The following is a 12329-nucleotide window of genomic DNA, read 5'->3' on the forward strand; positions in this document are numbered from 1 at the left end:
CCTCTCATTTCACAACGCCCCGCCCCCCCGGCCCACCGCCCCCGGCCGGCCCCCCCCCCCCGGGGGGGGGCGTTACGCCCTCGACGAGGAGCTTTCAGCCGCCCGCGATGACGGTCTGCCTCTTCTGCATCGGATGCTCGTCGGCGTACCTCACCAGGGCGAGGAAGCGGGAATCGCCGACGGCCGCCAGCAGTTCCTCGTCGGTGACGGGGGCGGAGACCCTGGCGTCCACGTCGGGGGCGACGGTGAGTTCGACATCGCTGTGCCCGTAGCGGAAACGGACGCCCGGGGACATGGTCTTGGGCGAGTCGGTGAACACGCGGACCGAGGTGGCCTTGATGCCGCCTAGCGCGACATGTCGAGGTCGACCGGCCGGATCAGTCCGGCAGAGGACGGCAGCAGCTTGTCGAGGAGAACGGACGCATGTTGCTGGAACCGCGCGCGCCGCTTCCGCTCGGCAGGGGGCAGGCCGGCCATGGACCGTTCGTCGTCGCTCGTGGGGTGCGATCCCGGCGGCGATCACGAGACGGGCACGCGCTTTGCGGCGCCGGCCCTGGGCGACCGCGGCGGGCACCAGGTCGTGCGGCTTGGCGAGCGTGGCCTGCGTCAGGTCCCGAGCCGTGTCCGGATCCCCGCACAGCAGGTACGCCGTCCGAGCCCTTGCACACCCACCGCTACCCACCAGCCTCCGCAGCGCGCCGCTCCAGGTGGATCAGGGATCACCCCTGGAGCGCTGGTACTGGAATCGGAGGGGTAGCACGGTGGACGCCATCAAGGCTCTGCAGGCAGCGGCTGCTTGGCTGGGTCGCCGGGCGAACGGGCCCGCGTGCGCTCCGCTGAGGATGCACGTGGGCCCGTCGTCCGGGTGCGGGTTCGGCCTTCCGCCGGAGGGCCGGTCAGCTCAGCCGGTAGCCGTTGTAGCCGTAGCCGATCTTGACGCGGGAGGCCAGCGGGTGCGAGACGTTGCCCGTGCCTTCGTACAGCCACAGGCTGCCGCTGCTGTCGCGGGCGATCAGGTCGGAGTGGCCGTTGCCGGTCATGTCCCCGTTCATCACGTACGCGCTGTAGTGGAAGCCGTAGCCGATCTTCACGCGGGACGCCAGCGGGGCCGACGGGTTGCCGGTGCCCTTGTACAGCCACAGGTTGCCGGAGGAGTCCTGGGCGAGCAGGTCGAGCTTGCCGTCGCCGGTGAAGTCACCCTTGCCGAAGACGTTGGCGCCGTACATGTTCCAGCCGTAGCCGAGCTTGACGCGCGAGGCGAAGTTGCCGTGGCCGGTGCCCGGGTAGAGCCAGAAGTTGCCGCTGGAGTCCACGGCCAGCAGGTCCTGGTAGCCGTCACCGGTGACGTCGCCGGGCACGAGCATGACCTTCATGCCGTTCCAGCCGGACCCGAGCTTGGTGACGTCGGTGTTGCCGGTGGACAGGTTGTAGTGCTGCCAGTACAGGGTGCCGTCGGTGGTGCGTACCATCAGGTCGGCGTACCCGTCGCGGTCCAGGTCGGCCTGGCGCACCAGGTTGACCCCGCTCCAGTCGCCGAGCGACACCCGGGACCCGAAGGACTTGCCACGCGAGTCGTACTCGTAGCCCTGGCCGTTGGAGGCGATCGCGAACATGTCGGCGCGGCCGTCACCGCTCAGGTCGGTGTCGTCGATGCGCGGTTCGGCCGCCCCGACGTACGTGCTCAGCTTGGTGAAGACGCTGTACGAGCCCTGGCTCACGCAGTCCTGCACGCCCCACGACACGACACCGACGACGCGCCCGCCGACGACCAGCGGGCCGCCGGAGTCGCCGTTGCAGGTGGCGACCGTGCCGCTGTCGGAGCCGCTGGCCGACGTGCCGACACAGGTCATGGCGCCCGACACGAAGTCGCTGCCGTAGTAACCCGAGCACGTCGAGTCGCCGTTCACCGGCACGGTGGCCTTGCGAAGGGTCTGCGAGATGTCCTGGCTGGTGGAACTGGTGCGCCCCCAGCCGTAGATCTGCGCCTGGGTGCCCGCCTTGTACGACGTGGTGTCGTCGGAGGTGGTGATGGGGAGCGGCTTGGCGCTGATCGGGTTGGGCAGCGTCAGCACGGCGACGTCGTTGACGGCGGTGCCGTTCGAGGTGATCTTGAACGAAGGATCGTTCCACTGCCGCCACACGCCCGCCGCCGTGCCGCCGTGGAAGTCGGTGGTGTTGGTCGACGGGTCGGTGGTCGGCAACTGGTCGGTGCCGTAGACGATGGAGCCGTTGTTGTGCCAGTCGTAGCCCGAGACGCAGTGCGCGGCCGTGAGGATCTTCGTGGGCGACACGACGGTGCCGCCGCAGAAGAAACCGACGTCGTCACTGGTGTCGGTGGTTCCCTTGTCGTCGTAGTACCACAGCTGCACCATCCACGGGGCCGTGGAGATGCTGGTGGTCGTGCCGCCGATGATCTGCGTGTCGGCAGTGCCGGAAGCTGACGGCTGCGGCTTCGGACTGGTGGTGGTGCCGGACGGCGCGCCGGTGCTCGCGGCAGGTCGCAGGCTTGCGGGGGTATTGGCGGCCGGCGCGGTGAGCGCTCCGTGCACGCGGGCGGTGAGCTGCGACTTGCCGACGCTGCCGTGGCCCTTGACGCCGATGTCCGTCGGTAGTGGTGCCGCGTTGGCGGGCGTCATGGTGAGCACACCGGCGCCGCCGAGGAGCAGCGTGGCGGCAGCGGCGGGTACGGCTATCCGGCCCCGGCGACGGTGTTTCCCGCCTCTCTGGGCAGAGGACACTCATGTCTCCTGTGATGAAGATGCTGGGGGGGGTGGCATCGAACAAAGCGGCTGAGCATACGTCCGGCTCGTTGATCTTCACTAGCTTCATACGCCACGTAAACCTTTAATTTTCCAGCCGTTGACCTGAATTTTCCAAAACATCGGCAACGCCGCCGGCTACGTCGCCTCTCGCTTGAACGGCCGCGAACGGAGACGAATGCGCGCCTGCCCACGGCCTTCATGTCCAGGGGAGACCGCGCACGGCGCCCGGTCCGACGCCCGCGTCAACACCCTTGGCCACACCTGCACTTCAGGCCCGCGACATCACGTGCGGGTGCGGGACGGGGGCCCTGCTGTGGCGCGGCGGAAGGTACGTACACTGTCGTGACTTGAGCGGACCGGGTACCGGCCGCCGGCGTGCTCCCCTCCCCCCACCACGGCCGGCGTTGAGCGCCCGGTGCGCTCCCTTCATGGGGAGGAACGGGTGGCTCGACACCCTCACAGACGTGGCCGTCTGCCGGCCGCGGCCACCGCGACCGTGCTCGCGGCAACCTTCGCTGTTCCCGTCGCCTGGGCGGGCACCGCGGCACCAGGACCGGTCACCGCGCCGATCACCCTGCCGGCCGAGACCGTTCCGGCCTCCGTCGACCCGGGCCAGGTCGTCGACGCCTCCTCGACCGGCGTCCTGCACGGCAGTTACGGGAACAGCTACGCCTGGACCGAATTCGCCTCCGGGGCGACCACGCGACTGGCGTTCCCGTCCGGCACCCGGGCAGCCCGGTACGCCGGCAACGGGTCGGTGGCGTTCTACGCCAACGGGGCCGGCGGCGCTCCGCTGGTGTTCCAAAGCCTTTCCGACGGCAGCCGCCGGACGGCCTGCGACTGCTACGTGTACGGCGCCTTCGCCGGAAAGGCCCTGGTGTCCGACCACGGCAGGGGGATGGCACTCGCCTCGCCGGACGGCACCCTCACCAAGGTCGCCGTGCCGACCGGCGCCGTGTTCAGCGGCTCGGTCTGGGGCGGCGGGGACAACGATCACGTGATGATCCCCTATGAGCAGAACGGCGCCCAGCACTACCTGTGGATCAACGCTGACGGCAGCAACTTCGTGATCGACGCGTCCTCGCTGCCGGGGACGGGACAGTTCGCTGTCGGCGACGGCAAGCTCGTCTTTCTGAACGCCGCCGGCGATGTCCGGGTCTTCGACGCAAGCGATGTCACGGCGCCCCCGGTGTCCGTCACCCTGAGTCCGCCCGGCCCGTCCCGCCTGGTCGGCGTGGTGGGGGACAACCTCATCGTGGTCACGTGGGCAAGGGATTCCGGCTTCACGTTGTCGGCGCTCCCGCTGAACGGGGGGCCCGGCCGGTCCCTGGGCACCGGTTACCAGGCCGCCACGCCGCTCACCGATCCGGAGTCCCCGGACGGCAGGGTCGTGGTCGCGCAGACATCGGCGTCCGGCACCACCATGCGTGTGCTGACCGCCGCCTCCGACGGCTCCGTGGACTCGACCGCGATCGCGGACTTCCCCGTGGCCACCTGGCGGCCGGACGCCCTCGCGCTGGCGAACGGGGAACTGGACGCCGCCTACACCAGCCCGTACACCCCGGACAGTTCCCGGATGCAGCACACCGAACTGCCCGTCGACGCCGCGGGGATCACCGGTGTGACCACCTCACTGACCTCCCTGCCACAGGGTGACGCGCTGTTCGCGTCCGCGGACGGCTCGCCGGTCATGGTGGACGGGGCGAACGGCGACATCATTACGGGCGCCGGGTCCGAGTTCTCCACCGGCTTGTCCGACCTGCGCGATGTCCAGGTGGCCGGTTCGACCGAGGCGTTCAGCGGCCTGACACCGGCAGGGACCCGGATCATCCAGGTCGGTACGGGCGTCGAGGCGCAGGAGCGGCCGTTCAGCACGTTCGCGCTGTCCGCGACCACCCTGTGGACCCAGACCGCGCCGGGCACGGTCACCGGCGTCAACCTGAACACGTCCCCCGCCACCACCCCCGCGCCCGGCACGTTCACCGTCGCGGACTGCCCGTTGTCGGTACTGCGGGCGGACGGCCCGTGGATCTACTGGGCCTGTGCCACGGCCGACGGCGGCGCCGGGGTCTACAACACGGTGACCCGCACGTCGGTGCCCGTGCCGTGGACCGCCGACGGGGACACCGCGCTCGGCGACGGGTTCGTGGCGACCGTCTCCGGCGGCACCCTCAGCCTCACCGACGTCACCAGCGGTACGGCGCAGACCCGCAAGGTCGCCGACCTGGCCGACCCCGTGCTGGGGCAGGGCTGGACCGTCGACCCGTACGGCGGCGGGATCGCGTACGCGGGCAGCGACGGCACGGTGCACGTGGTGCCCAGCGGGGTGTCGCCGTCCGACGTGGCCCTGTACGCCCAGACGACGACCGGCCTCAGGAACGCCGGTACGCCGTGGCAGGGCACGTGGCAGGTCACCCGCCCGATCGCCTCCTGGACGCTGACCGTGACGAACTTGGCCACCGGCAGGGTCGTCAGCACCGTCACCGGCGGGCCGGCCCGCGCGCGGTTCACCGCGCAGTGGGACGGCACCGAGCCGGGCATCACACGGCCCTCGATCGGGCCCTACAGGTGGAAGATCACCGCACGGCCGGCCGACGGCCAGGGACCGGACGCCACCACCACGGGTATGACCCTGCTGCCCGGCGGCGCACCGGCGTTCCACGACTTCCAGTCGGCGAACGGCCTGCTGGACACCTTCGGCGACATCCTGGTCCGCACCTCGGCGACCACCTTCTCCTTCAAGGACAGCACCGGAAACGGCTCCTTCATCCCGCTCAAGGACAAGTCGACCTGGCCCGCCGGCACCACGGTGGTGCCGTTCGGTCCTCTGCGCGACCGGAAGGACAACGACGTGCTCGTGCGCACGCCGTCCGGTGGTCTGCGCGTGTACTCGACCCTGTACAACGGCAGCGCCTACACCGACCTGGGCACCGGCTGGAACCAGTTCAAGTGGCTCGGCCACGCCGGGGACGTCAACGGGGACGGGTACCCGGACCTGCTGGCGTGGAGCGCGTCGAACGGCAACCTGTACCTGTACCCGGGCAACGCCCAGGGCCGGTTCGGGGCGCGGACGCTGCTGCGCGGCGGACTGGCGTACACCAAGCTGATCGCGGTCGGGGACGTCACCGGTGACGGGGTGGGGGACCTGCTGGCGTACGACTCCAAGCGGAACCTGTGGCTCATGGCCGGCAACGGCAAGGGCGACTACGCAGCGCGCAAGGAGGTCTTCGCCGAATGGGGGCAGGGATACAACGCGATCACCGGCGTGGGCGACGTGACCGGTGACGGCAAGGCGGACCTGCTGGAACGCGACTCCGCCGGCAACGTCTGGGTCAACCCCGGCCGCGGCGACGGCAGGTTCGGCGCCCGAATCAAGGCCGGCGCCGGCTGGCAGAACTACCTGAATCTCTACTGACGACCCCACGGCGCGGGGCCGGAGGACAGCCCTCCGGCCCCAGACCTACTCCAACCAGGCCCTACGGCGTCGGCTGACCTCGCGCGTCCTCATCCCTGACGAAGGCTCCGAGGGCTGGGAGGAGATTGTGTTGCTCCTGCTCTCTCCCACCGCGACCGCACGTAGTAGAAAAGAAGGATGGGAAGACAGGCGGTCGTCGTGCTCTACGTGTCCGCGCTGGTAGCCGTCGTGGTTGGCGTGGACATCCTGTTCTTCAGGCATCAGTTCTGGGAACGGCTGATGGTGAACGTCGGAATCGTCCTGGTGTTCATAGCGTTCTATTTGAGGTTCCTGAAGCGTTAATGAGCGCAGCCTCCGCAGCGCGGCTCACCCCCAACCAGCTCTGCAGCTCACGGCGAGATCCACGGACAACTTCAATGCGGCAGGGCAACCGGACCCGCGATGATCCGTGCGACGTGCCGGCCATGCGCCACGGCCGCGCGAGGTGGCCGTCGACACCCCATCCGGTGCCGGGCCTGATCGCGTGAAGCCGAAGGGCGGGTTGCCCAGCTGGACCGTGCTCCCACACCGCCGGCCCGCCGCCCCGCCACTCGATCAGCTGAGCCCCAAGCCGGCACGGCCTCGGCCGATTAACCCCATCGAGTGCGCGACCGTGACCCCACACGTAGCTCAGGCTGCGTAAACCGCGACCGTTGTTGATACTGAGGGGGTACCCGCCGAGTGCGGCAGACCTGACCAGGGCACTGCCGAGCAGGCTCGGCTCGCAGCGCTTCAGTTGGCTGACGTCGCCTGCGGCATGGTGGTGTCGTGGCGCCACCCCGCAACGAGCGAGCGGCCGGCGACGTGAACGCGACTCCGGGGCAAGGGGCGCTATGGCGCAGCAAGCTATATCGCAGGAAGACGACCCTGACACTTCGCTCGAAATCTTCATTCTCCTGATCCTCGGGCTATTCATGACCCTCTTCGGTGGGCTTCTCTTTGGAATCGACAGCGGCAGTCTTCCATTCAATCCGGATAGCACGTACGGCCTGTTTCTCGTTATCATCTCTTTCCAGGCGGCGGCACTGGGGAAGACGCCTTTTGGAGACTTCGGCCGGTCATGGCTGCTGGTCATCGTTGGCTTCTGCGCAGCGACTGTCGGCCTGTTCGGCTGCTTCATCCCGGGAATTTCTTCAGCTTTCCTTCGTATCCTGGTCGGCGTGCTTCTCCTCTGCGGCGGGATTGTACTCTCCGCACAGCTATGGATTTCGAAACAGAAGGCTCGAGCGTGGCTGCAGATCGGCGGCATACTGCGACACCTGACGATTGCGTGCGGTCTCACCTATGTGCTGATGGTCATCCTGGGGATCAGTACGCTGTTTCCCGGAACCATGGCGAACATTCAGACGGCAGTGATTCTGCTCGTGTTCGGGATCAGCATTTTCTATCTGGCAGGCTGCCTCTGGCGAGTTGCACTGCTATACCCAGCTGAATGGCAGGCGCGCAGTGTACGGCATGCTCCCATGGGAACCCGGACAAGAATTTTCCAACGCGCGCCTGTCCCGCTGTCCCAGGCACTGGTGATCCTGCTCGGAATTCTGCTCATACTGCTCGGAGGGCTGCTCATTCCGGTGGGTGCCGGCGCGCTACCGTTCTCTCCCGATGGCCAGTTTGGGGTACTGCTGACCATCATGGCCATCCAGACGGCGTGTCTGGGTCAGACACCGCTCGGCCAGTTCCGGCGTTCATGGCTAATCATGGCGGTGGGGGCCATATTCGCCGGGCTGGGGATCGTCGCGGCGATTGTTCCCGGTGTGCTTACCGACGCGCTGCGGACTCTCGTCGGGGTCCTGAACATCGCTGGCGGGGGCGCGCTACTCATCAAGCTGTATATCGCCACGCGAAGCCAAGCACGCTCTGCCCCGGCGACGGTTCCCGCGGAGATGAGACGGCTGGGTGTCAATCAAGCCGCGCAGGGCTGCGCCGCAATAGCCTTCGGTGTAATAGCCCTGGTGCCGGGCCTCATTCCGGGCCTGATCGTTCCGGTAATCCTCATCATCTACGGACTGCTCCTCATCGAGATGGTTTCCTTGCTTTCCAAGGTGGCCAAGTTGTCGCCGGCGTGACGGTCAGGGTGTCCTGGCCTATCGCCCGGCGTGGAAGGCGAGCACGAAGGCGCCCGCGTAGTGCGTGCCGTCAACAGGAGGCCGGGGCCCTTGTTGCGATTACGGTTTCTGGCGCTTCCCCAGTCGACTCTTGTGGGCATGGAAACGAAGCGGAGGCACCTCAAGTCACGAATCGTCGGCCGCCTCGTCTCCTTCGGTAACGCGAGCGGCGCCGAGCCGTGGCAAGCCACCGCGTTCGTACGGTCGCGTTCGCCGCTGTTGGCGTCAACCGTTGGTGTCAGGTGTTCACGACGACTTGAGCGCCCAGAGGTACACCACCAGATGCGAGGGACCTTCGCGCTCATCGACGAGCACCGAGACCTGTCCGCTGTGGTAGGTGCCACTCTCACCTGCATACGCATAGGCGCTTGAGTACTGGCTCAGCTGGTCAAGATGCCACCCGGCCCTCTTCACGTCTTCGGTGTCGATGTAGCGAATCCCCTTCTCTTCGAGCTTGACCGGCCCATCCGATCCAGTCCGCAGGGTTGAGGTGAACTGCGTGAGCTGCTGCTTCGTGACGGTGAAGCGAAACATCGCTTCGTCCCCCTGGTAGGCACCGAAGTCCTTATACGTCACCTCATGGGCACCTTCGGGAATCTTGAGTCCAAAACTGTGCAGCACCTCGGGCAATGGCCGCGGCGGAGTGCGAAACCAATCAAAGGGCCACGCCCACAGCACAGCCCCAAGAGCCATCACCCCGGCCAGAGCAACCACGGTGCATATCCGACGCCGGGGCGATGCCATCGTCTGTGCCACCGGGCCCCATCTGCTGAAGTGTGGTGGGACCCTACCTCGCTGTGAGCGGACTTGAGCTCCCGGGATACCTCACGGCATGGGATCTGTAGGTCCACCCGTGAATCCTCTGCGGACCTGCTGCTACCTCACCCACGTCTGCTCGGCTCTGCCTGGGTCGATGGTGTGCGGGATGGGAGCCCCCAGCATCGGCCACGATGGACCCGCGGTCGGCTGTCGGCGACGGTGCCCCCTCCATCCCGGTGCCGGCCGATCCCCCGCCGGAGGCACTGTTCTGACCGTCGCGTACGCGGTGATCGACTCATGGGGCCGTACGCTGCGGCCCCAGGGGCCAGCCCGCGCTCGCGCGGGCACTTGATGAGGTACAGCAACCTGTAACAGCCCCCGGCACGAACTGCCCCACGGCCCGGACGCGTTGCTGAAGCCTCGTGGGTAGGGCACTGGTCTGGAGACGATTTCCAAGATCTTCCAGGATTTCTCCAGAGAGCCGCAGAGAAACAGGTCAGGCCCGGTGCTGATCTCTCAGCACCGGGCCTGACCTGGTGTTTCGGCTGTCGGGGTGGCGGGATTTGAACCCACGACCTCTTCGTCCCGAACGAAGCGCGCTGCCAAGCTGCGCTACACCCCGATGTCGCTGCTTCCTGCGGCGACGACGTTTACTTTAGCCCACAGGCGGCTGGAGACGAAATCCGGTTTAGAAGCGGCGGCGGATCGGTGTCGGGCGGACGTGGTCCGCGGCCACGAGGAGCACGGCCAGGGCGTACATCGCGAGGCCCAGGAGGAGGGCGTTGGCCAGGGTGCCGCGGTAGCCGTGGGTGCCCACGTCCAGGAAGGGATAGAGGTAGCGGGACGGGCGGGAGGCCGGCAGGAAGGCCGCCCGGGTGAGGCAGAAGGCCAGGTAGGCCAGGGGATAGAGGAGCCAGCCCGCCGCCTGGCGGAGGTGCAGACGGCCCGCCGGTGTCAGGCACAGCCAGTCCAGCAGGGCCGCCGCCGGGGCCACCGTGTGCAGGAGCTGGAGGGCAGCCCACTGGGCGTGCCAGCGTTCCGGGACCGTCGTCGCGCCGGTCATCGAGAACGGCGGCGTGGTGTGGCCCAGGAGCAGGTGGTAGACCAGCGCGGAGATCAGGGCGTAGAGGAGCGCGGCGCCGGTCAGTGCGGACGGGAGGGGGCGCCGGGCGCGCCAGGCCCTCGATGCCGAGAGGAGCATGGTCACGGCGAGCACGGCGTTCGCCTGGACGCTGAAGTAGCTCAGGGCGTGCGCCGGAGTGCTCAGCAGGGCCTCCAGGGCCACGCCGCCGGCCGCCGCCAGGGCGGTCAGGAAGCGGAATGCCGCTGCGAGGGGCCGGTGGGCCGGGGCCACCACGGCCGTCGCCGGCACCGGGGAGTGCAGCAGGAGGGGCGGGCCCGGGATCGCGGGCAGGTCCGGGATGTCCCTGGGTATCGGGGCGGTCATGCCCTCACGCTAGGAGTGGGGGACATAAGGGGCCATTCGGACTAGTCCGGGCGGGTTAGCCCCGATCCCGATCTACTCCGGCCGCAGCCCGGTCCCAGTGCCTGTTCCGGCACCCTCCGCCCCAGCTTTCACCCGGCCCCGTCGCCTACTCCCGCCCCACCAACGTGAGCAGCGTCGCCTCGGGCGGGCATGCGAAGCGGACCGGGGTGTAGCGGTTGGTGCCGCAGCCGGCCGAGACGTGGAGGTAGGAGGTGCGGCCCTCGGCCGAGTGGGTGGAGAGGCCCTTCACCCGGTCCGTGTCCAGGTCGCAGTTGGTGACCAGGGCGCCGTAGAAGGGGATGCACAGCTGGCCGCCGTGGGTGTGGCCGGCCAGGATCAGGGGATAGTCGTCCGCCGTGAAGGAGTCGAGGACGCGCAGGTACGGGGCGTGGACCACACCGAGGGAGAAGTCGTACGTCCCGGAGGGGCCGCCGGCCACCCGGGCGTAGCGGTCGCGCTTGATGTGGGGGTCGTCGAGGCCGGTCAGCTCGATCGAGACGCCCTCGACCTTCAGGACGCCCCGGGTGTTGGTCAGGTTCAGCCAGCCGGCCTCGTCGAAGCCGTCCCGGAGGTCCTCCCAGGGGTTGTGGATGGCGCCCACGGCCGGCGCATTGCCGTTCAGGCCGTGGCGGCCGCTCGTCTTCTCCAGCAAGTAACGGGCGGGGTTGCGGAGTTTGGGGCCGTAGTAGTCGTTGGAGCCGAAGACGTACGCGCCCGGGAACTCCATCAGCGGACCGAGCGCGTCCAGGGCCTCGGGGACGCCCTCCGGGTCCGACAGGTTGTCGCCCGTGTTGATCACGAAGTCCGGGCGCAGGCCCGCCAGCGACTGCAGCCAGCGCCTCTTCTTGTCCTGGCCGCTCACCATGTGGATGTCGGACACCTGGAGCACGCGCAGCGGGCGCATGCCCGGCGGGAGGACGGGGACGGTCACCCGTCGCAGGCGGAAGGAGCGGGCCTCGAAGCCCGCCGCGTACACCAGACCGGCGGCGCCTGCCGCCATGATTCCCAGGGGGACTCCGTATCGCGCGCGCATACGACCATCGTGTCAGACGCCCGGACCCCGCCGGGACCGGCCGACCTTTAAATCAGCGGGCGTTCGCGCGGGCACACCTGCGACAATCGACCTCATGACCACCACGCTCAAGTCGAAGCTGCAGGACGACCTCAACGCCGCGATCAAGGAGCGCGACGAGCTCCGCTCCTCGACGCTCCGGCTGACGCTCGCCGCGATCACCAAGGAGGAGGTCGCGGGCAAGGAGAAGCGGGAGCTGTCCGACGACGAGATCCTCAAGGTGATCACCAAGGAGGCCAAGAAGCGCCGGGAGGCCGCCGAGGCCTTCGCGCAGGGTGGTCGTGCCGAGTCGGCCGAGCGGGAGAAGGCGGAGGGCGAGGTCCTCGCCGAGTACCTGCCCAGGCAGATGTCCGACGAGGAGCTGAACGCCATCGTCGCCCAGGCCGTCGAGGAGGCCAGGGCGGCGGGTGCCGAGGGGCCGCGGGCCATGGGCGCCGTCATGAAGATCGTGAACCCGAAGGTGGCCGGCCAGGCCGAGGGCGGCCGCGTCGCCGCTGCGGTGAAGAGGCTCCTGCAGGGCTGAGCAGCCCGCCGGAGCACGACCTGAGGGGCCGGCCGAAGCCGGGCTGAGCGGCCCCGGAACAGGGCTCGGCAGCCACCAAGCCCCCTCCGCTACAGCAACACCGCGCAGATCACCGAGGACGGCAAGCGGGACGAGTCCCGCTTCGACGAGACGTTCGGCTGGCAGTAC

The 12329-nt window shown here is 68.6% G+C and carries 9 protein-coding genes and 1 tRNA gene; 3 read left to right on the top strand and 7 right to left on the bottom strand.

Translation table 11 applies throughout. From position 1 onward, the window contains the following. Positions 1-94 precede the first annotated feature (94 nt). The 3 genes from ACWEN3_RS28540 to ACWEN3_RS28550 all read right to left on the bottom strand — a co-directional run bounded on the left by ACWEN3_RS28540 (position 95) and on the right by ACWEN3_RS28550 (position 2738). A complete protein-coding gene (locus tag ACWEN3_RS28540; protein WP_452976465.1) occupies positions 95-319 on the bottom strand; it encodes a hypothetical protein in 225 nt (74 codons plus the stop codon). A 26-nt stretch (positions 320-345) separates the two neighbouring features. Next, entirely contained in the window at positions 346-477 is a 132-nt protein-coding gene (locus tag ACWEN3_RS28545; RefSeq protein WP_452976467.1) for a hypothetical protein, read from the bottom strand. Positions 478-896: 419 nt separating this feature from the next. Continuing rightward, positions 897-2738 carry a trypsin-like serine protease gene (locus ACWEN3_RS28550; RefSeq protein ID WP_452976469.1) on the bottom strand — a complete coding sequence of 614 codons (1842 nt, stop codon included), beginning with the start codon at positions 2736-2738 and terminating at the stop codon, positions 897-899. Between the two features lie 466 nt (positions 2739-3204). On the opposite strand from ACWEN3_RS28550, the gene ACWEN3_RS28555 reads away from it, so the two are divergent. Both ACWEN3_RS28555 and ACWEN3_RS28560 read left to right on the top strand, forming a co-directional pair. Then, positions 3205-6177 carry an FG-GAP repeat domain-containing protein gene (locus ACWEN3_RS28555; protein ID WP_452976471.1) on the top strand — a complete coding sequence of 991 codons (2973 nt, stop codon included), beginning with the start codon at positions 3205-3207 and terminating at the stop codon, positions 6175-6177. 872 nt (positions 6178-7049) lie between these two features. Then, on the top strand, positions 7050-8282 hold the full coding sequence (locus ACWEN3_RS28560) for a hypothetical protein (RefSeq protein WP_452976473.1): 1233 nt from the start codon (positions 7050-7052) through the stop codon (positions 8280-8282). Positions 8283-8567: 285 nt separating this feature from the next. On the opposite strand, the gene ACWEN3_RS28565 is transcribed toward ACWEN3_RS28560, so the two are convergent. The 4 genes from ACWEN3_RS28565 to ACWEN3_RS28580 all read right to left on the bottom strand — a co-directional run bounded on the left by ACWEN3_RS28565 (position 8568) and on the right by ACWEN3_RS28580 (position 11599). Continuing rightward, a complete protein-coding gene (locus ACWEN3_RS28565) occupies positions 8568-9035 on the bottom strand; it encodes a hypothetical protein (RefSeq protein ID WP_452976475.1) in 468 nt (155 codons plus the stop codon). A gap of 593 nt (positions 9036-9628) precedes the next feature. After that, positions 9629-9702, bottom strand: a tRNA-Pro gene (locus ACWEN3_RS28570). 66 nt (positions 9703-9768) lie between these two features. Next, on the bottom strand, positions 9769-10527 hold the full coding sequence (locus ACWEN3_RS28575) for a Pr6Pr family membrane protein (RefSeq protein ID WP_452976477.1): 759 nt from the start codon (positions 10525-10527) through the stop codon (positions 9769-9771). A 145-nt stretch (positions 10528-10672) separates the two neighbouring features. Beyond that, positions 10673-11599 carry a metallophosphoesterase gene (locus ACWEN3_RS28580; RefSeq protein WP_452976479.1) on the bottom strand — a complete coding sequence of 309 codons (927 nt, stop codon included), beginning with the start codon at positions 11597-11599 and terminating at the stop codon, positions 10673-10675. Between the two features lie 94 nt (positions 11600-11693). Here ACWEN3_RS28580 and ACWEN3_RS28585 point away from each other — a divergent pair, with 94 nt between their 5' ends. Next, positions 11694-12161: a GatB/YqeY domain-containing protein gene (locus ACWEN3_RS28585; RefSeq protein ID WP_452976481.1), complete on the top strand. Its 468-nt coding sequence runs from the start codon at positions 11694-11696 to the stop codon at positions 12159-12161. Positions 12162-12329: the final 168 nt, after the last annotated feature.

This window comes from Streptomyces sp. NPDC004561 (genome assembly GCF_053602155.1).